General features: G+C 71.2%; 18 protein-coding genes. 9 read left to right on the top strand and 9 right to left on the bottom strand.

Translation table 11 applies throughout. The features are described from left to right. Positions 1-39: 39 nt before the first annotated feature. Positions 40-564, bottom strand: coding sequence for an RT0821/Lpp0805 family surface protein (locus ACXJ1Y_RS16840; RefSeq protein WP_463847319.1), 525 nt, complete (start codon positions 562-564; stop codon positions 40-42). Positions 565-692: 128 nt separating this feature from the next. On the opposite strand from ACXJ1Y_RS16840, the gene pdxH reads away from it, so the two are divergent. Then, the gene (gene pdxH / locus ACXJ1Y_RS16835) at positions 693-1292 is read left to right on the top strand and encodes a pyridoxamine 5'-phosphate oxidase (protein WP_463847318.1); all 600 of its coding nucleotides are present in this window, start codon (positions 693-695) and stop codon (positions 1290-1292) included. Positions 1293-1353: 61 nt separating this feature from the next. On the opposite strand, the gene ACXJ1Y_RS16830 is transcribed toward pdxH, so the two are convergent. From ACXJ1Y_RS16830 to ACXJ1Y_RS16820, 3 genes are all read right to left on the bottom strand, one after another. After that, positions 1354-2052 (bottom strand): 50S ribosomal protein L25/general stress protein Ctc, encoded by a 699-nt coding sequence (locus tag ACXJ1Y_RS16830; RefSeq protein ID WP_463847317.1) that lies wholly within the window; start codon positions 2050-2052, stop codon positions 1354-1356. 151 nt (positions 2053-2203) lie between these two features. Beyond that, positions 2204-2440 (bottom strand): hypothetical protein, encoded by a 237-nt coding sequence (locus ACXJ1Y_RS16825; RefSeq protein ID WP_463847316.1) that lies wholly within the window; start codon positions 2438-2440, stop codon positions 2204-2206. A 409-nt stretch (positions 2441-2849) separates the two neighbouring features. Next, positions 2850-3407 carry a metallophosphoesterase gene (locus ACXJ1Y_RS16820; protein ID WP_463847315.1) on the bottom strand — a complete coding sequence of 186 codons (558 nt, stop codon included), beginning with the start codon at positions 3405-3407 and terminating at the stop codon, positions 2850-2852. Positions 3408-3676: 269 nt separating this feature from the next. Between ACXJ1Y_RS16820 and ACXJ1Y_RS16815 the strand changes: the two genes are divergently transcribed. The 4 genes from ACXJ1Y_RS16815 to dxs all read left to right on the top strand — a co-directional run bounded on the left by ACXJ1Y_RS16815 (position 3677) and on the right by dxs (position 6919). Next, positions 3677-3901, top strand: coding sequence for a hypothetical protein (locus ACXJ1Y_RS16815; RefSeq protein ID WP_243957119.1), 225 nt, complete (start codon positions 3677-3679; stop codon positions 3899-3901). A gap of 74 nt (positions 3902-3975) precedes the next feature. Further along, positions 3976-4488 (top strand): tyrosine phosphatase family protein, encoded by a 513-nt coding sequence (locus ACXJ1Y_RS16810; protein ID WP_463847314.1) that lies wholly within the window; start codon positions 3976-3978, stop codon positions 4486-4488. Positions 4489-4622: 134 nt separating this feature from the next. Next, positions 4623-4883 carry an exodeoxyribonuclease VII small subunit gene (locus tag ACXJ1Y_RS16805; RefSeq protein ID WP_463847313.1) on the top strand — a complete coding sequence of 87 codons (261 nt, stop codon included), beginning with the start codon at positions 4623-4625 and terminating at the stop codon, positions 4881-4883. Between the two features lie 77 nt (positions 4884-4960). Next, a complete protein-coding gene (gene dxs, locus ACXJ1Y_RS16800; protein WP_463847312.1) occupies positions 4961-6919 on the top strand; it encodes a 1-deoxy-D-xylulose-5-phosphate synthase in 1959 nt (652 codons plus the stop codon). Between the two features lie 165 nt (positions 6920-7084). On the opposite strand, the gene ACXJ1Y_RS16795 is transcribed toward dxs, so the two are convergent. Next, positions 7085-8158 carry a tartrate dehydrogenase gene (locus tag ACXJ1Y_RS16795; protein WP_463847311.1) on the bottom strand — a complete coding sequence of 358 codons (1074 nt, stop codon included), beginning with the start codon at positions 8156-8158 and terminating at the stop codon, positions 7085-7087. 74 nt (positions 8159-8232) lie between these two features. Beyond that, positions 8233-10122 (bottom strand): chloride channel protein, encoded by a 1890-nt coding sequence (locus ACXJ1Y_RS16790; RefSeq protein ID WP_463847310.1) that lies wholly within the window; start codon positions 10120-10122, stop codon positions 8233-8235. A 122-nt stretch (positions 10123-10244) separates the two neighbouring features. Here ACXJ1Y_RS16790 and ACXJ1Y_RS16785 point away from each other — a divergent pair, with 122 nt between their 5' ends. Beyond that, on the top strand, positions 10245-10478 hold the full coding sequence (locus ACXJ1Y_RS16785) for a hypothetical protein (protein WP_463847309.1): 234 nt from the start codon (positions 10245-10247) through the stop codon (positions 10476-10478). A 2-nt stretch (positions 10479-10480) separates the two neighbouring features. Here the strand turns inward: ACXJ1Y_RS16785 and radA are convergent, their stop codons facing one another. Together radA and alr are read right to left on the bottom strand one after the other, a co-directional pair. Continuing rightward, positions 10481-11911: a DNA repair protein RadA gene (gene radA, locus ACXJ1Y_RS16780; RefSeq protein WP_463847308.1), complete on the bottom strand. Its 1431-nt coding sequence runs from the start codon at positions 11909-11911 to the stop codon at positions 10481-10483. A gap of 21 nt (positions 11912-11932) precedes the next feature. Continuing rightward, a complete protein-coding gene (gene alr / locus ACXJ1Y_RS16775; protein WP_463847307.1) occupies positions 11933-13030 on the bottom strand; it encodes an alanine racemase in 1098 nt (365 codons plus the stop codon). Between the two features lie 250 nt (positions 13031-13280). On the opposite strand from alr, the gene ACXJ1Y_RS16770 reads away from it, so the two are divergent. From ACXJ1Y_RS16770 to ACXJ1Y_RS16760, 3 genes are all read left to right on the top strand, one after another. Next, a complete protein-coding gene (locus ACXJ1Y_RS16770; protein ID WP_243956128.1) occupies positions 13281-13877 on the top strand; it encodes a CvpA family protein in 597 nt (198 codons plus the stop codon). 138 nt (positions 13878-14015) lie between these two features. Then, positions 14016-15503 (top strand): amidophosphoribosyltransferase, encoded by a 1488-nt coding sequence (gene purF / locus ACXJ1Y_RS16765; RefSeq protein WP_463847306.1) that lies wholly within the window; start codon positions 14016-14018, stop codon positions 15501-15503. A 5-nt stretch (positions 15504-15508) separates the two neighbouring features. Further along, positions 15509-16252 (top strand): SDR family NAD(P)-dependent oxidoreductase, encoded by a 744-nt coding sequence (locus ACXJ1Y_RS16760; protein WP_463847305.1) that lies wholly within the window; start codon positions 15509-15511, stop codon positions 16250-16252. An 18-nt stretch (positions 16253-16270) separates the two neighbouring features. On the opposite strand, the gene ACXJ1Y_RS16755 is transcribed toward ACXJ1Y_RS16760, so the two are convergent. Next, complete coding sequence (locus ACXJ1Y_RS16755; RefSeq protein ID WP_463847304.1) at positions 16271-17962, bottom strand: methyl-accepting chemotaxis protein; 1692 nt, start codon at positions 17960-17962, stop codon at positions 16271-16273. Between the last annotated feature and the right edge of the window lie 13 nt (positions 17963-17975).

Here is a 17975-nt window from a genome sequence, read left to right as displayed (position 1 = left end):
CGGCGGAGGCGCGGGCGGCTCACCGGGGCCGCCCGCGCCTCATTCCCCCACCTTGTCCGTATTCTTGCCGGGATCCTTGCCAGACTCCCTGGCGGGTGCGGCGGCCTTGTGCATCGCCTGCAGGGTCCAGTCGCCGCCGGAGGGCTTGCAGCCCGTTCCGCGCACGAAGCGGCTCTTCTCCGAGCCGATGACCGAAGCGAGGAAATTCCGGCAGATCCGGTCGTCCGCCACGTAGGGCAGGCCGGTCGGGTTCACCGAGCCGTGCATCCCGGAATCGGGATTGTCCCACTTCACCGGGCGGCCGTTGCCCTGCGGATCGAGGGCGACCGTCAGCGCGGCCTGCGCCCGCCGCCAATCCTCGCCGTTGAGGTCCGGCCCGAATGTCTTGGGCGGCGCGATGCTGCCCGTCGTCAGGGGCTCCTCGACGGCGGTCGACGCCGCCGGCTCGGGCGTGCCCCGGAACAGCAGCAGCGGCTGGCTGCACCCCCCGAGGATGACGCCCAGACACAGGGCAGCCCCCGCCGGAACGAGGGTCCGGAAACCTTTACAGTGACGCGAGACCATCAGACCATCATACCTGACTCAACGGCGGTCTTTTGCGTTCGACGGACGCGCCGTTGCCCCCTCAGGCCCCGGACGTGGCAGGCAGGAGTCTTCCCTTGAACGAGTTAACGATCGGTGGCCCGGCTCCCGTGATTCCGGAAGATTTCACCCGCGCCGAGAATCCGGTCACTCTGTTCGCGGCCTGGATGAAGGAGGCCGAGGCCGCCGAGCCGAACGATCCGAACGCCATGGCCCTGGCCACGGCCGGCAGCGACGGCCTGCCCGACGTGCGGGTGGTGCTGCTGAAGGCGTTCGATGAGCGCGGCTTCGTGTTCTACACCAACACGCAATCGACCAAGGGCGAGGAGCTGGCCGCGAACCCGCAGGCCGCCCTGGTCCTGTACTGGAAGAGCCTGGGCCGGCAGATCCGCGCGCGGGGCCCCGTCGAGCGCGTGACCGATGCGGAGGCCGACGCCTATTTCGCGAGCCGCCGCCGGGAAAGCCGCATCGGCGCCATCGCGAGCCAGCAATCGCGGCCCGTCGCGGACCGGACGGCGCTGATGGACGCCGTCGCCGCCGTGACGGAGCGGGTCGGCGACGGGCCGGTGCCGCGCCCGCCGCACTGGACCGGCTTCCGCATCCTGCCGACCAGCATCGAGTTCTGGCGGAACGGCGAGTTCCGCCTGCACGACCGGGTGCGGTTCGTGCGTGACGGCGCGGGCTGGCGGGGCACGCGCCTCTATCCGTGAGGCATGAAAAAAGCCCCGGCCGGACGGCCGGGGCTTTCTCGTGTGCGGGATGTCCGGAGGATCAGTCCTCGGACTCGGCCTTCTTCTCGGCCTCTTCCTCGGCGGCCTCGGCCTCGGCCTCGGCCTTCTCCTCGGCGGCCTCGGCGGACTGCGCCTCGGCGATCGCGGCCTCCTCGGCCTCGACCTCGGCGCCCAGCACCGTCGGCGGGACGATGTTGGCGACCGGATCGGTCGATTCGCCGGTGTAGGTGCCGGCCGGGATCTTGATGTCGGAGACGTGGATCACGTCGCCGATCTCGCGGCCGGTCAGGTCGACCTCGATGGCGTCCGGGATCTGGTCCGGGGCGACGTCGAGCTCGAGGGTGTGGTGCGAGATGTTGAGGGTGCCGCCGCCCTGCTTGATGCCCGGCGCCGCGTCCTCGTTGACGAAGTGCACCGGCACGGCGACCGTCACGGTCTGGCCCGAGACGACCCGCAGGAAGTCGACGTGCATCGGCACGCCGGAGACCGGATCGAGCTGGAAGTCGCGCGGGATGGCGCGCAGCTTGCGGCCGCCGACCGCGATCTCGAACACGGTGGTCTTGAACCCGCCGGCATAGATCAGCGTGCGGGCACGGATGAGGTCGATGGCGATGGAGACCGGCGGCTGGCCCGCGCCGTAGATGACGGCGGGAATCTGGCCCTGGCGACGAACGGCCCGGGCGGCCCCCTTGCCGACCCGGTCGCGTGCCACGGCCTCAAGCGACTTGATGGCGCTCATAGGCGTGATCCTTCAGATAGCTGGAGCCGGAACGCGAAAAAGCCGCCCGAAGCGGACGGCTCAAGCCTTCCCGGCGCGCCCCTGCCTCCAAGGGTGTCTCGGGGGCGCGGAGTGGCGATACACAAATGAGCGCCGGAAGGCAATCGGTGGATCAGGCCGCCGCCAATCCCCGCCGTCTGATCAGGTCGATCGCCTCGTCCCGGGTCGGGGCGTCCGCGCAGACTCCGAACCCTTGGAGGGCGAAGGGCGATTCGCTCTGTGGTGTCAGGTACAGGGTCACCGGCACCTTGTGCCCACCCGCGAGCCGGTCGAGCACGTCGTGCGCCTCACCGAGGTCCAGGCCGAAACCCGCCAGCGCCCGCACGAGGCTCACGGGCTGTTCGATCATACCCGGTGCCCGCAGCACGAGTTCAACGGGGATACCGGAAGGGCGGCGGCCTGCGCCCGCGCTTCGGTCCCGCACCGGTCGTTCGAGGGCCTCCTTCAACGACGACCGCATCGGCCTCAGCCTCTCTCAGGATCTCCGCACCGATTGCGTTCAATCCCGCCCGCCCCAAGGCACCCCGGTGCAGCCCCTGAACGTGCGCCCGACGAAAATACAATGTTCGGCCGATTTGCTCCAGTTCCCCGACCGCCTCCAGGCGACCGATGGGCGTCCCGATCTCGACCAGCACCGTGTTTCCGAAGCCATACTCGGTGATGGCGATGGATACGGAGCCGACCGGCCACACCCTGAAACCCCATCGAGTCGAACGGGCCGATGATGAAAGCGTTGCCGCCCGACCGCAAGCCGGTCCTCACCGCATCCCGTGCCGGGCCAGTTCCTCCGGCACCAGCTCCGCCGCTTGCAGGCGCAGGAGGATCGCGTCGAGATCGACCGGACGCGCGTCGCAGGCGTCGATGCCGACATCGCAGGAGCGGCTGGTGTCGGGGAGCCAGCCGTGGCTGTGGCCGAAGAGGTGGAGCGTCTCGCGCCACAGGCCCGGCCAGGCGCGGTGCGCGTAATGCGACAGGAACAGGCGCCGGTCGCGGCCGGTCCCGTCCGTCACGGTGAGACGCATGCTCTCCATGGGGGGCGCGGCCCAGGGCAGGTCGAGGATGCGGTTCGAATCGTGGTTGCCGCGCACGAGGTGCTTCAGCCCGTGTAGCCGCGAGAACACCTCCGCGCAGCGCGCGCGGCTCGCCTCCACGGCGAAGTCGCCGAGATGCCAGACCGTATCCTCCGGCCCGACGACCGCGTTCCAGGCGGCGATCAGCGCCTCGTCATGGGCCTCCACCGTGCCGAAACGCGCGCGGGCATGCCGCAGGACATGCGGATCGCCGAAATGGGTGTCGGCGGTGAAGTAGGTCGCCATCGGCTCCGGCTGCTCGCTCCATCCCGGACGAGGTGGAGCCGGAGGCGCGGCCCGCAAGGCGAAAAAGACAGCGGCTTAAAGTCTCGCACAGTCCCGCCGCCGCAGACAAAGCGCCACGGCAGAAAATCCTAACGAAAACGAATCACGTCGGTGCGATCTGTCAAGAACTGTCCCGCTTGTGACACGCGCGCTACAATGGCCAAGCTTGGTCCGCGGCGTCGCGGTCCGGTCCAGGCGTTCGTTGAAGCCACAAGGGGAAGCGAAGACCCATGCAGAACTTCACCGTAACCGACCGAGAACGCGACACCGTCCTCGCCGCTCTGCGCTACTACCAGTTCTACCGGATGCAGGGTCATCCGTTCGACCCGCGCCAGGACCACCTGATCGACACCATCGCCGGCCAGACCGGCGACGCCCTGGATCTCACCGAGATCGACGACCTCTGCGCCGGCCTCGCCGGCAACCCGCACGCGCTCGCCGTCAACGCGGCCTGACCGGACGTCTGTCGGGGCTTGGCCCCGACACCCTCCGCCCTCGATCGGACACGATCGCATCGCACGGGCGGACGATGCCGACCCTGCACGTCTGCCCGCTCTCGCGCCTGCCCGACACCGTCCTCGCGACGGGAGCGAGCCATCTCCTCACCCTCGTCACCGTCGGGATGCCCGTCGAGCGCCCGGCCGCGATTCCGCCCGAGCACCACGAGCGGATCGGCGTGAGCGATATCGCCGCACCTCAGGCGGGCCATGTCCTGCCCGGCGAGGAGCATGTGGCGGCGCTCCTCGCCTTCATCCGCGCGTGGCCGCGGGAGCGGCCGCTGGTGATCCATTGCTATGCCGGCATCAGCCGCTCGCCGGCCGCCGCCTACATCGCCGCCTGCGCCCTGGCGCCGGAGCGGGACGAGGGCGCCATCGCCGATGCCTTGCGCGCCGCCTCGCCTTCGGCCACCCCCAACCGGCTGTTCGTGGAGATCGCGGACCGGCTGCTCGGGCGCAATGGAAGGATGGTCGCCGCCATCGCGCGAATCGGGCGCGGCGCCGACGCCTTCGAGGGCACGCCCTTCGTCCTCGCCCTGGACTGACACGGCCCGAAACAGGGGTGGCGCAAACGCGCCCGTTCCGGGCAAAAGCGGCGGATGACGGGCCCGGTTTCGGACGAGCCGGGTTGTCCCCGCTTCGCAAGCCGCCTTAGAACCGGACAAAGGATGAGTCAGGGATGACCGCAGAGACACCAGCGACCGACCCGTCGATCGATGCCCTGCCGTTCGAGGTGGCCCTGGAGCACCTTGAGGAGATCGTGCGCAAGCTCGAGCGCGGCGACGTGCCGCTCGACGAATCAGTGGCGATCTACGAACGCGGCGAGGCACTGAAGCGGCGCTGCGAAGCCCTGCTCAAGCAGGCCGAGGCGCGGATCCAGCGGATCACCCTCACCGCCGATGGGCGGGCGGAGGGTGTGGCGCCCCTCGATGTGTCGTGAAGTCTCGGGTCGGTCCCGTGGGAAATGAGGTTGTGACCGTGGCGATCACCCCTGAGCAATCAGCGTTGCTGGATCGTGTGAACGAGCCGTCGGATCTGCGGACGGTGCCGGAAGGCGAGCTGCAATCCGTGGCCGATGCCGTGCGCGCCGAGATGATCGACGCCGTGTCCATCACCGGCGGCCATCTCGGCTCGGGGCTCGGCGTCGTCGAGCTCACCGTCGCCCTGCACCACGTCTTCGACACCCCCGACGACCGCATCGTCTGGGATGTCGGCCACCAGTGCTACCCGCACAAGATCCTCACCGGCCGCCGCGACCGCATCCGCACCCTGCGCCAGGGCGGGGGCCTGTCCGGCTTCACCAAGCGCTCCGAGAGCGTCTACGACCCGTTCGGCGCGGCGCATTCCTCCACCTCGATCTCGGCCGCGCTCGGCATGGCGGTGGGCCGCGACCTCGACGCCGCCGCCGCCAAGGCCAAGGGCCAGAATCCGAAGCGCCGCAACATGATCGCGGTGATCGGCGACGGCTCGATGTCGGCGGGCATGGCCTATGAGGCCATGAACAATGCCGGCGCCCTGCATTCGCGCCTCATCGTCATCCTCAACGACAACGACATGTCCATCGCGCCCCCCGTGGGCGCGATGTCGGCCTATCTCGCGCGGCTCGCCTCGGGCGACACCTACCGGACCCTGCGCGATGCCGCCAAGCAACTCGGCAAGCTGCTGCCGAAGGCGATCTACCAGCGCGCGGCGGCGGCGGAAGAGTACGCCCGCTCCCTCGTGGTCGGCGGCGGCACGATGTTCGAGGAGATGGGCTTCCACTACGTGGGCCCGGTCGATGGCCACAACCTCGACCACCTGCTGCCGGTGCTGAAGAACGTCCGCGACACCGAGACCGGCCCGATCCTGCTGCATGTCGTCACCCGCAAGGGCAAGGGCTACGCCCCGGCCGAGGCGTCGGCCGACCGCTACCATGGTGTGGTGAAGTTCGACGTGGTGTCGGGCGTCCAGGCCAAGGCCAAGCCGAACGCGCCGGCCTACACACGGGTGTTCGGCGAGAGCCTGATCAAGGCGGCCGACGCCGACCCGAAGGTGGTGGCGATCACCGCCGCGATGCCCGGCGGCACCGGCATCGACCTCTTTGGAAAAGCACACCCGGACAAGACCTTCGACGTGGGCATCGCCGAGCAGCATGCCGTGACCTTCGCGGGCGGTCTGGCCACCGAGGGCTACAAGCCGTTCGTGGCGATCTACTCGACCTTCCTGCAGCGGGCCTACGACCAGGTGGTGCACGACATCGCCCTGCAGAACCTGCCGGTGCGGTTCTGCATGGACCGGGCGGGGCTCGTCGGGGCGGACGGCGCGACCCATGCCGGCGCCTTCGACCTCGCCTATCTCTGCTGCCTGCCGAACATGACGGTGATGGCGGCGGCCGACGAGGCCGAGCTGGTGCACATGGTGGCGACGTTGCACGCCCATGACAGCGGCCCGTCCGCCCTGCGCTATCCGCGCGGCGAGGGTGTCGGCATCGAATTGCCGGAGCGGGGCGAGGCCCTGCCCATCGGCAAGGGCCGGATGGTCCGCGAGGACGCGAACGCCCGGGTGGCGATCCTGTCGCTTGGCACGCGCCTCGCCGAGGCGCTGAAGGCGGCGGATACGCTCGCCGAGCAGGGCGTGGCGGTCACGGTGGCGGATGCGCGCTTCGCCAAGCCGCTGGACGAGGCGCTGATCCTGGATCTGGCGTCGCGGCACGAGGTGCTGGTGACGATCGAGGAGGGCTCGCGGGGCGGGTTCGGGGCGATGGTGCTGCATCTCCTCGCGGAGAAGGGCGCGCTGGATGCGGGCCGGGTGCGGGTGCGGACGCTCACCCTGCCGGACACGTACCAGGACCACGACAAGCCGGAGAAGATGTACGCCGAAGCGGGCCTCGACGCCCCGAGCATCGTCAAGGTCGTGACCGACACGCTGCCCGCCGCCAAGGCCGAGAAGGCCGACCTCTCCGACAACGTCGTCAGCGTCCGCCGCCGGCCGCGCTGAGCGGCGCTTCAGCGCCGATCCCACTCGCTGACCTCATCCTGAGGTGGCGGAGCGAAGTGGAGCCCTCGAACGAGGGCTCCAGCCGCATCGCGATCCCTGGAGCCCTCCTTCGAGGCCCGCTGGCGCGGGCACCTCAGGATGAGGTGGAGGGTGGCAGTCTGCTGCCTACCCCAGCGCCTCCTCCACGGCCTTCCCGCAGGCTTGCGTGTCCGCGTTGCCGCCGAGGTCGCGGGTGCGAAGCGTCCGCTCGGCCAGCACCCGCTCGATGCCGGTGACGATCTCGGCGGCCGCCGCGTGCTCGCCGAGGTGCTCCAGCATCATCGCCCCGGACCAGATCTGGCCGATCGGGTTGGCGATGCCCTGGCCCGCGATGTCGGGGGCCGAGCCGTGGACCGGCTCGAACACCGACGGATGCACCCGCTCCGGGTTGATGTTGCCCGAGGGCGCGATGCCGATCGTGCCCGTGCAGGCGGGGCCGAGGTCGGACAGGATGTCCCCGAACAGGTTCGAGGCCACGACCACGTCGAACCGGTCCGGGTTCAGCACGAAATGCGCGGTCAGGATGTCGATGTGGTACTGGTCCCAGGTCACGTCCGGGTAGGACCTCGCCATGGCCCGCACCCGCTCGTCCCAGTACGGCATGGTGATCGAGATGCCGTTGGACTTGGTGGCCGAGGTGACGTGCTTGCGCGGCCGGGTCTTGGCCAGCTCGAAGGCGAACTTGAGGATCCGGTCGACGCCGTGGCGCGTCATGATCGTCTCCTGCAGGGCGAATTCCCGGTCGGTGCCGACGAACATCCGCCCGCCCGCGTTCGAGTACTCGCCCTCGGTGTTCTCGCGGACCACCCAGAAATCGATGTCGCCGGGCTTCCGGTCGGCGAGAGGGCACTTCACCCCCGGCATCAGCCGCACCGGGCGCAGGTTGGCGTATTGGTCGAATTCCCGCCGGAACAGGATCAGCGAGCCCCACAGGGAGATGTGGTCCGGCACCCGGTCGGGCATGCCCACCGCGCCGAAATAGATCGCGTCGTGGCCCTCGATCCGCGACTTCCAATCCTCCGGCATCATCCGGCCGTGCTGTTCGTAATAGTCGCAGCTCGCGAAATCGAACCAGTCGAGGGTCAGAGAGAAGCCGTGGCGCTTGGCGGCCTTCTCCAGCACGCGCACGCCCTCGGGCACGACCTCCTTGCCGATCCCGTCGCCGGGGATCACCGCGATGCGGTAGCTGCGCTCTGCCATGGGTTCCTCCGCGTGGTCTCTGTGCGGCCCAAGGTGTGGACAAGGGCCGCCGGGTCAATCCGCCGGCCTGACGTTCAGACCGATTCCCCGACCATCGCCCGGCGCTGCCGGTCCAGTTCCTCGCTGTAGCGCTTCAGCGTGTGGCTCTCGGTGAGGAGCCCCAGCACGGTCCGCGCGGGATCGAGGACGGCCAGCGCCTCGCTCTCCGTCCGGTCGAAGGCCGCCGCCGCCTCCTTGGCGTTCATCTCCGGTGTCAGGAAGTCGTCGGTGCAGCGCAGGAGGTCGACCAGGGCCGGCTGCTCGCCGGAGGCGGCCTCGCGGGCCAGCGCATGGGCCTCCGGCACCGAGACGATGCCGGCGTAGCGGTCCTTCCCGTCCGTCACCACCACCCGCGAGGGCGAGCCGAGGGGATGGGCGCGCAGGAAGGTCGCCAGCGGCGTGTCGAGGGGCACCGGCCGCACGTCCCGCCGCATCAGCCGCCCGACCGTGAGGGAGCGGATCCAGCCGATGTCGTGGGCGCTGCGGATGCTCTCGCCGCGCAGGTGGAAGCGCCAGGTGGCGAAGGAATAGCCGAAGGTCTTTCGGACGGTCAGCGAGGAGGCGATCACCGCCGCCAGCACGAGGCCGGTGATGGGCAGGCTGCCCGTGGCCTCCAGCGCCAGGAAGGTCATGGTGAGCGGGCCGCCGATCACCGCGACGGCGAGCGCGCTCATGCCGATCACCGCGTAGGCCAGCGGCGTCAGGCCGAAGCCGGCCATGCCCGGAATGAGAAGCGGTGCCGCCACGGCGAAGAACTTCCCCGCGATGGCGCCCAGGAACAGGGAGGCGAAGAACAGGCCGCCGCGAAACCCCGAGCCGATGGAGATGGCCGAGGCCAGGGCCTTGGCCACGAACAGCCCGGCGAGCGCGAGGCCGGTATAGCCCTGCGCGCCCTCCAGGAAATGCGCATGCAGGGCGCCGTGGCCGCCGGAGAGCACCTGCGGCGTGCCCGCCAGCGCCAGCGCGCCGACGCAGAGGCCGCCGAGGACGGGGGCCGCCACGCGCGGCAGGCCGGAGGCCTGGACGATCTGCTCCACCAGGGTGACGCCGCGCATCACCGCGATGCCGAGCCCGGCGCAGAACAGGCCGAGCATCAGGCTCGGCACGATCTCCAGGCTGGTGACGTGGGAGGTCGTCACCGCCTGCATGTTGTCGAAGGCGACGAGGGGCTGCGTGCCGAGGATCGCCTGCGAGATCAGGCTGCCGCAGAGCGCAGCCACGACGACCGGCGTCAGCATGGCGATGGAATAGGTGCCGATGATCAGTTCGAACGCGTAGAACGCCCCCGTCAGCGGGGCGCCGAAGGCCGCCGCGATGGCCGCCGCCGCGCCGCACCCGACGAGGGTGCGCAGGTCGCCCCGCCGCAACTCGAAGGCGATGCCGAGCCGCGAGGCGACGCCGGAGCAGATCTGCGTGTAGCCGGCCTCCAGGCCGACCGAGGCGCCGCTTCCGTTCGAGATGATGTTCTGCAACCCGAGATAGAGGCTGTCGCGCAGGGACATGCGCCCGCCATGCAGGGCGTTGGCCTCGATCGGGTCGATGGCCGGGCGCTTGCGGGGGCCGCGCACGTAGTTGACCAGGAGGATGAGGAGCCCCAGCGCGATGCCCCCGAGGCAGGGGCCGACGAGCAGCAGGATCGGGTTCACCGTCTCCATGGCGCTCAGGCGGCTGCCGGCGGGGAGCTGGTAGAGTCGTTCGCGCAAGGCCTGGGTGAGCAGGGTCATGCCCGAGACCGCGAGGCCGGAGACGGCGCCGACGAAGGTCGCGAGGAGGACGAGGCCGCCCTCGCTGCGCCGGACGAAGGCGCGCAGCTGGCCGGGGGCCTGGACGAAGGGCGCGCGCACCCGCTTTCCGCGGCCTCGCGCGGCCAGGGGCGCGGTGTCCGGTTCGGACGCCGTGCCGGGGGAGGGCTGTCGCGCGCTCACCCCTGGTTCTTACGCAGGGGAGGGGGCGGGCGTCCACCGGGCGGGCTTATCTCATCCGGGATTGGATCCCTCGGAACCACGGCCGCATTGAACGACCGGAGGGGTGTTCACAGGGGAACGCAATGGGTTTGGCCGCTTTCGTCTTCTTCGTCGTTCCGTGGATGGTGCTGGCGGTCTGGCTGTTCCGCCTGCCGAGCGCCCTGCGGCTGGGCGTGGCGCCGACGCCCTGGCGTCCGCTCACGCAGTTTCCCGAGATGCCGCGCGACCAGCGGCACGAGACCAACGCCGCCAATTCCGGCGCTCATGACGGGGCCGGTGCCACGGGCGGCGACAAGCACACGCCCTACATCGCGTAGGGTCAGTACTCGTCCTCGAACTCGCGGGCGGGCGCCCGGCCGCGCCCGCCTCGCCGGGGGGAACCCGCGCCGATCCCGGCCACGAGGTCGGCGATGTGGCGCAGGGTCTCGACGGAAAGCACCTTCTCGCCCTCGCCCCGCCCCTGCGGGATGAGGGCCTTGGCGAAGCCGAGCTTCTGGGCCTCCTTCAGCCGTGCCCCCGCCTGGGCCACCGGGCGGATCGCCCCCGAGAGGCCGATCTCGCCGAAATACACCGTCTCGGCCGGCAGCACCGCCCCGGAGAGGGACGAGACCAGGGCGGCGGCCACTGCGAGGTCGGCCGCCGGCTCCACCACGCGCAGGCCGCCCGCGACGTTGAGGTAGACGTCGTGGCTCCCGAGCCGGATGCCGGCATGGGCCTCCAGCACCGCAAGCACCATGGAAAGGCGGTTCGGGTCCCAGCCCACCACCGCCCGCCGGGGCATGCCGAGGGAGGAGGGCGCGACCAGCGCCTGGATCTCCACGAGGAGCGGCCGCGTACCCTCCATCCCGGCGAAGACGGCGGTGCCCGCCGCCTGCTGGTCGCGGCCGGCGAGGAACAGGGCGGAGGGGTTCGGCACCTCCGAGAGCCCGGCATCGGTCATCTCGAACACGCCGATCTCGTCGGTGGGGCCGAAGCGGTTCTTCACGGCGCGCAGGATGCGGAAATGGTGGCCCTGGTCGCCCTCGAAGGAGGCGACCGCATCGACCATGTGCTCCACGACGCGGGGGCCGGCGATCTGCCCGTCCTTGGTGACGTGGCCCACGAGGATCACCGCCGTCCCCGTGGTCTTGGCGAAGCGGATCAGCGCCTGCGCGGAGGAGCGCACCTGCGTGACCGTGCCGGGGGCCGATTCGACGGTCTCGGTCCACATGGTCTGGATCGAATCGATCACCGCCAGCGCCGGAGGCTTCCCCTGGCTCAGGGTCTCGACGATGTCCTCGACGTTGGTCTGCGCCGCGAGCTGCACCTCGGCCTTGGCGAGGCCGAGGCGCTCGGCCCGCAGGCGCACCTGCCCGACAGCCTCCTCGCCGGAGATGTAGGCGACGCCCGCCCCCTGCCGGGCCATGGCGGCGGCGGCCTGCATCAGTAGGGTCGACTTGCCGATGCCGGGATCGCCGCCGAGCAGGATCACCGAGCCGCGCACGAACCCGCCGCCGGTCACACGGTCGAGCTCGCCGATGCCGGAGGGGGTGCGCGGCGCCTCCTTGGCCTCGCCGGTCAGCCCCTCCAGGGGGAAGATCCGCCCCCGGGAGCGCGAGGGCCGGGTCGCGGCGGGACCGGACTGGCCGGGGCCGCCGGCCGTCTCCTCCTGGATCGTGTTCCAGCCATCGCAGGCCTCGCAGCGCCCGCGCCAGCGGTTGTAGACCGCCCCGCAGGACTGGCAGACGAAGGTCTGGTGGATCTTGGCCATGGGTGTCCCGGACTCGTCCGCCTACGCGGCCCTGCCACCATAAACCCGAACATAACGGGAACCAAGGCTCGTCAGGATCTCGTAGCCGATGGTGCCGGCGGCGCGGCCGACGGCATCGACGTCGAGGCCATCGCCGATCAGCACGGCCCGCGCCCCCCGGCGGGCGGCGGGGGCGTCGGTGACGTCGAGGATGATGAGGTCCATGGAGACGAGGCCGAGGATCGGGCAGGCGACCCCATCCACCAGCGCATGGCCGCGCCCGCTCAAGGCGCGGGGCAGGCCGTCCGCGTAGCCCAGCGACAGGGTCGCGAGGCGGCGGGGGCCGGGCGCCGTCCAGCGGCCGTTATAGCCGGCGCTCATGCCGGTCTCGACCTGCCGCACCTGCACGATGGCGGCGTCGAGGCGCACCACCGGGTCCATCGGGTTCGGCGCGCCGGGGGTCGGGTTGCCGCCGAATAGGGCGTAGCCCGGCCGCAGCAGGTCGTGCCGGGCGCCGTCGAGGAAGACGCCGGAGGAGTTGGCGAGCGACCCGCGCAGGGTGGGCAGGGCCTCCCGCACCCGGCGGAAATCGGCGATCTGGCGGGCGTTCACCGGATCCTCCGGCCGCTCGGCGCTGACGAAGTGGCTCATCACGAGGTCGATGCCGGCCGCCGCGATCCGGGGATCGCCGGCGAGCGCCAGGGCCTCGGGCACCGACAGGCCGAGCCGGTTCATGCCCGTGTCGACATGGAGCGCCGCGAGGTGACGCCCCCGCGAGAAGGCGGCCCATTCGGACAGTTCCTCCAGGCTCCCGAGGACGGGGCGCAGGCGCGCCTCAGCGAAGGCCGGCGATGCGCCCGGCGGCAGGCCGTTCAGCACGTAGAGCGCGGCCTCCGGCAGGGCGGCGCGGGCGACGAGGCCTTCCGAGAGATGGGCCACGAAGAAGCTGCGGCACCCGGCCTCCCACAGGGCGGGCCCGGCGCGGTCGATGCCGGTGCCGTAGGCGTCGGCCTTGATCACCGCGCCGCACTCGGCCCCCGGCGCCAGGGCGGCGAGGCGCCGCCAGTTGGCGGCGAGCGCGGAGAGATCGACCGTCAGCCGGCCGCCATGCACCTCGCTGCTTGCCCGCGACACCGCCACGCCACCTCTCCCGTTCCACAAGTCACCAAGGAGGTAGAGCCACAGCCCCCCGCTCGGCAACGACGGAACCCGCGATGCCGCTCCGGCGAGCACGGGGGCACTGGCGCCGTCTGATGCAAGGGTGATACACGGCCCGGCCCGTCCGCCGCCCCCCGGTGACGGCCGAGGTTCGGCAAGATATACTGAGGGAGTGGTCGGGAGAGCCGCACGGGCCTCGTCGGCGCTTCCCGTGCGTTCCTGAAGTGAGGCGATGCCGTTCACAGTCCTCGATCTCGTGGTCCTTGGCATCGTTGCCGTGTCCGCGCTCCTGGCGGCCGTCCGTGGCGTGACGCGCGAGGTCCTGGCGATCGTCGCCTGGGTCGTCGCGGCGGCGGCGGCGTGGTCGTTCTTCCCGATGCTCCTGCCCACCGTGAAGCAGCACGTGAGCAGCGACACGGTCGCCCTCGTGGGCTCCATCGCGGCGATCTTCCTCGTCACGCTCATCATCGTGTCGATCATCACCGTGAAGATCTCCGACGTGGTGCTCGATTCGCGCATCGGCGCGGTGGACCGCTCCCTCGGCTTCCTGTTCGGCGCGGCGCGGGGCTTCCTGATCTGCGTGATCGGCTGGGTGTTCCTGTCCTGGCTGGTCCAGGGCAAGGTGCCGGATTGGGCGGCGCAGGCCCGCTCCCGGCCGATGCTGGAGAAATCCGGCGACGCGCTGGTGGCGCAGCTGCCGGAGAACCCGGAAGGCTTCCTCAAGCAGTTCAAGAAGCCCAAGCCCGTCAGCCCGCCGAACGAGGCGGCCGATGCGCCCGCCGACGACGCGACCGTCCAGAAGCGGACCGAGACTGCGCCCAAGCGCTGACGGATCGAGCGCTGAGCGGCGCGGGCCGCTGCCCTGCGGCCGACGCCGTTGGCCTGCGGGGCGGGAGCGATTACATGACGGCGGCGTGACGCGGGCTGCCTTGAGTCCGTCGCCCCCAGGAAGTGACCGAGCCCGATCATGTCGCGAGCCCCCGTCGACGCCTCCGAGGATTTCGATACCGCGCGGTTCGACCTCGACGGCGATACGCTGCGCGAGGAATGCGGGATCTTCGGCATCTTCGGCCACCCGGACGCCTCGGCCATCGTCGCGCTGGGGCTTCACGCCCTGCAGCACCGGGGCCAGGAGGCGGCGGGCATCGTCGCCTTCGACGGGAAGGTCTTCCATTCGGAGCGGCGGCCCGGCCTCGTCGGCGATTCGTTCTCGGACGCGGCGACCATCGAGCGCCTGAAGGGCCGCTCGGCCATCGGCCACGTCCGCTACTCGACCACGGGCGGGACGATCCTGCGCAACGTCCAGCCGCTCTTCGCCGAACTGGCGGGCGGCGGTCTCGCGGTGGCCCATAACGGCAACCTGACCAACGCCCTCTCGATCCGCCGCGACCTCGTGCGCGACGGGGCGATCACGCAATCGACCTCGGACACGGAGGTGATCCTCCACCTCGCCGCCCGCTCGCGCAAACCCCGCATCATCGAGCGCTTCATCGACGCGTTGCAGGCGATCCAGGGCGCCTACGCCCTGGTGGCGCTCACCAATAAGAAGCTCATCGGCGCCCGCGACCCGCTGGGCATCCGCCCCCTGGTGCTCGGCGAACTCGACGGGCGCTACATGCTCGCCTCCGAGACCTGCGCGCTGGACATCATCGGCGCCCGCTACGTCCGCGACATCGAGAACGGCGAGATCGTCGTGATCTCGGAGGAGGGGATCGAGTCGATCCGCTTCGCCCCGGCGCAGCCGATGCGGCCCTGCATCTTCGAGTACATCTACTTCGCCCGGCCGGATTCCATCGTGAACGGCAAGAGCGTCTACGCGGTGCGCAAGGCCATCGGCCACGAACTCGCCCGCGAATCCCGCGCCGAGGCGGACGTGGTGGTACCGGTGCCGGATTCCGGCGTGCCGGCGGCCCTCGGCTACAGCCAGGAGACGGGTATCCCCTTCGAGATGGGGATCATCCGCAACCATTACGTCGGGCGCACCTTCATCCAGCCGACCCAGTCGGTGCGCGAACTCGGCGTGCGCATGAAGCACTCGGCCAACCGCGCGGCCATCGCCGGCAAGCGCATCGTGCTGGTGGACGACAGCCTGGTGCGCGGCACGACCTCGGTGAAGATCGTGCGCATGATGCGCGAGGCCGGCGCGGCGGAGGTGCATTTCCGTATCGCCTCGCCGCCGATCACCCATCCCGATTACTACGGCATCGACACGCCGGAGCGGGAGAAGCTGCTCGCCGCCACCCACGACCTCGAAGGGATGCGGGAATATATCGGCGCGGATTCGCTCGCCTTCCTCTCGATCCCCGGTCTCTACCGGGCGATGGGCGAGACGGAGCGGCGCGGCGCCTGCCCGCAATACACCGACCATTGCTTCACCGGCGACTATCCGACGGGGCTGACCGATCTGGCGATCGCCAGCCCCCGGCAGATGGCGATGCTCGCCGAGGCGGATTGATCCCGATGGCTGCCCACTCCCTCGACGGCCGCGTCGCCGTCGTCACCGGCGCCTCGCGCGGCATCGGCCGCGCCGCCGCCCTGGCCCTCGCGGAAGCGGGGGCTCACGTCGTGGCGGTGGCCCGCACCCAGGGCGCGCTGGAAGAGCTCGACGACGAGATCCGCCGGTTCGGCGGCAGCGCCACCCTGGTGCCCCTCGACCTCAAGGATTTCGACGCCATCGACCGCCTCGGCGGGGCGATCCACGAGCGCTGGGGCAAGCTCGACATCTTGGTCGGCAATGCGGGCGTGCTCGGCGTGCTGATGCCGCTCGGCCATATCGATCCGAAGATCTGGGCGAGCACGCTCGACATCAACGTCACCGCCAACTGGCGGCTGATCCGCTCGCTGGATCCGCTGCTGCGCATGTCGGATGCCGGGCGGGCGATCTTCGTGACGTCGGGGGCGGCGCATTCCTGCCGGGCCTATTGGGGGCCCTACGCGGTGACGAAGGCGGCCCTCGAAGCGCTGGTGCGCAGCTACGCCGCCGAGACCGAATCGACGGCGATCCGCGCCATGCTGGTGAGCCCCGGGGCGCTCCGCACCCGGATGCGCCGCTCGGCCATGCCGGGGGAGGACCCGCAGACCCTTCCCACGCCGGAGGATCTGGCCCCGCATTTCGTGCGCCTCGCCTCGCCGGACTGGCGGGAGACCGGCCTGATCTACGATTTCAGGCAGGACCGGCTGCTGACGCCCCGCGCGCCGGAGTGAGCGGGGAGGGCGACGCCCTCACGCCGCCTTCACCTCCGCCAGGAAGTCGCCGACCTCGCCCGTGAGGCGCTCGGACTGCTCGGACAGGGCGCGGGCCGCCTGGAGGACCTTCGCGGCCTCCCGGCCGGTGCGCTCGCTGCCCTGGCGCAGGTCCGCCAGGGTGGCGCTCACCTGCGCCGTGCCATCCGCCGCGTGGGCGACGCTGCGGGCGATCTCCCCGGTGGCGCTGCCCTGCTGCTCCATGGCGGCGGCCACGCCCCCGACCCGCTCCGACATCTCGCCGATGGCCGCGCCGATGCGGCGGATGTCGCCGACCGCGGCCTCCGTCGCCGCCTGGATCTGGCCGACCTGCACGCCGATCTCCTCGGTGGCCCGCGCCGTCTGGCCGGCGAGTTCCTTCACCTCGGCGGCCACCACCGCGAAGCCCCGTCCGGCCTCCCCGGCGCGGGCGGCCTCGATGGTCGCGTTCAGGGCGAGCAGGTTGGTCTGGCCGGCGATGGCCGAGATCATCTGCACCACCTCGCCGATGCGCAGGGCGGCGGCGGAGAGCTGCTGCACGGTGGCATCGGTGCGCGCGGCATCCGCCACGGCCCGCCCGGCCATCGCCGAGGAATGCGTCACCTGCTCCAGGATCTCGTGGATCGAGGCGGTCATCTCCTCGCTCGCCGCCGCCGCCGTCTGGACGCTGGCGGAGGTGTCCCGGGCGATCCCGCCCGCCGCGACGGTGCGGCCCGTCCCGTCCTGCGCGGTCTCGGCCATGGAGCGGGCGGCGGCCTCCATCTCCGCCGAGGCCGAGGCGAGGGCGCGGGTCAGGCCCGAGACCCGCTCCTCGAAGGACAGGGCGAGGCCGTCGAGGGCGGCCCCGCGCCGGGCGGCGGCCTCGCTGCGCGACGCCTCGGAGGCGGACAGGCGGCGGGCCGTGGCGGCGTCGTCCTTGAACACCTGCAGGGCGCGGGCGAGCAGGCCGACCTCGTCCCGGCGCTCCGTGCCGACCACCGTCACCCCGAGATTCCCGGCGGCGAGGTCGTTCATCGCCCCCGCCATCCGCGCGAGGGGGCGGGCGATGCCGTAGACCGCGATCGCCGCGAGGAGGGCGAAGGCGGCGGCGAGGCCGAGCCCCGCGAGCCAGGTCAGCCGGTCCTTCGTGGCGGCGGCGACCCCGGCGGCGGCCTCCCGCGCGGCCGAGAGGTCGCCCAGCGTCTGCGTCACCCGCGCCTCGACGGCGGCGAGCGCCTTGGCGCGCAGGGCCGCCTCGTCCTGCGTGGACATGGCGAAGGCGATGTCGGTCATGCCCTGCTTGGCGTTGGTGACGACCTTGTCGGAGAAGGCGAGGTAGCCCTTCACGGCCTCGCGGGCGGCCTCGTCCTGCCCCCGCTGCGCCGCGTCGGCGGCGAGGGAGACCAAGCGCTCGGCCTCCCGGCCCGCCCGCGTCTCGGCCTCCTTGTGCTTGTCGGCGAGGGCTTGCAGCACGTCGCCGCTGCCCTCCACGATCACGCCCTTCTGCGCGATGGTCGCCGCGTTGAGGGCGTCCGCCATGCGCAGGGCGGCGACGACCCGGTTCACCTGGCCGTCGACGATCTCGTCCGTGGCCCCGCGCAGGGTGTCGAGGCCGGAGCGGGCCATGAGCAGGAGCCCCGCCGCCATCAGCAGGACGAGCCCCGCCGGCAGGGCCAGTTTGGCGATGAGCTTCAGATCGTTGAACGAGCGCATGACGAAGACCCGG

It is taken from the genome of Methylobacterium sp. TK26 (assembly GCF_055361565.1).
The sequence above is the reverse complement of the archived record's forward strand: the minus strand, read 5'-3'. Positions and strand labels throughout refer to the sequence as shown.

Excerpts from the sequence above, each read along its gene's own strand:
- ACXJ1Y_RS16805 (WP_463847313.1), top strand. The coding sequence starts at position 4,623 with ATGACCGCAGAGACACCAGCGACCGACCCGTCGATCGATGCCCTGCCG.
- ACXJ1Y_RS16760 (WP_463847305.1), top strand. The coding sequence starts at position 15,509 with ATGGCTGCCCACTCCCTCGACGGCCGCGTCGCCGTCGTCACCGGCGCC.
- ACXJ1Y_RS16820 (WP_463847315.1), bottom strand. The coding sequence starts at position 3,407 with ATGGCGACCTACTTCACCGCCGACACCCATTTCGGCGATCCGCATGTC.
- ACXJ1Y_RS16785 (WP_463847309.1), top strand. The coding sequence starts at position 10,245 with ATGGGTTTGGCCGCTTTCGTCTTCTTCGTCGTTCCGTGGATGGTGCTG.
- ACXJ1Y_RS16770 (WP_243956128.1), top strand. The coding sequence starts at position 13,281 with ATGCCGTTCACAGTCCTCGATCTCGTGGTCCTTGGCATCGTTGCCGTG.
- ACXJ1Y_RS16840 (WP_463847319.1), bottom strand. The coding sequence starts at position 564 with ATGGTCTCGCGTCACTGTAAAGGTTTCCGGACCCTCGTTCCGGCGGGG.
- ACXJ1Y_RS16815 (WP_243957119.1), top strand. The coding sequence starts at position 3,677 with ATGCAGAACTTCACCGTAACCGACCGAGAACGCGACACCGTCCTCGCC.
- ACXJ1Y_RS16755 (WP_463847304.1), bottom strand. The coding sequence starts at position 17,962 with ATGCGCTCGTTCAACGATCTGAAGCTCATCGCCAAACTGGCCCTGCCG.
- radA (WP_463847308.1), bottom strand. The coding sequence starts at position 11,911 with ATGGCCAAGATCCACCAGACCTTCGTCTGCCAGTCCTGCGGGGCGGTC.
- ACXJ1Y_RS16810 (WP_463847314.1), top strand. The coding sequence starts at position 3,976 with ATGCCGACCCTGCACGTCTGCCCGCTCTCGCGCCTGCCCGACACCGTC.
- purF (WP_463847306.1), top strand. The coding sequence starts at position 14,016 with ATGTCGCGAGCCCCCGTCGACGCCTCCGAGGATTTCGATACCGCGCGG.
- ACXJ1Y_RS16830 (WP_463847317.1), bottom strand. The coding sequence starts at position 2,052 with ATGAGCGCCATCAAGTCGCTTGAGGCCGTGGCACGCGACCGGGTCGGC.
- ACXJ1Y_RS16825 (WP_463847316.1), bottom strand. The coding sequence starts at position 2,440 with ATGATCGAACAGCCCGTGAGCCTCGTGCGGGCGCTGGCGGGTTTCGGC.
- ACXJ1Y_RS16795 (WP_463847311.1), bottom strand. The coding sequence starts at position 8,158 with ATGGCAGAGCGCAGCTACCGCATCGCGGTGATCCCCGGCGACGGGATC.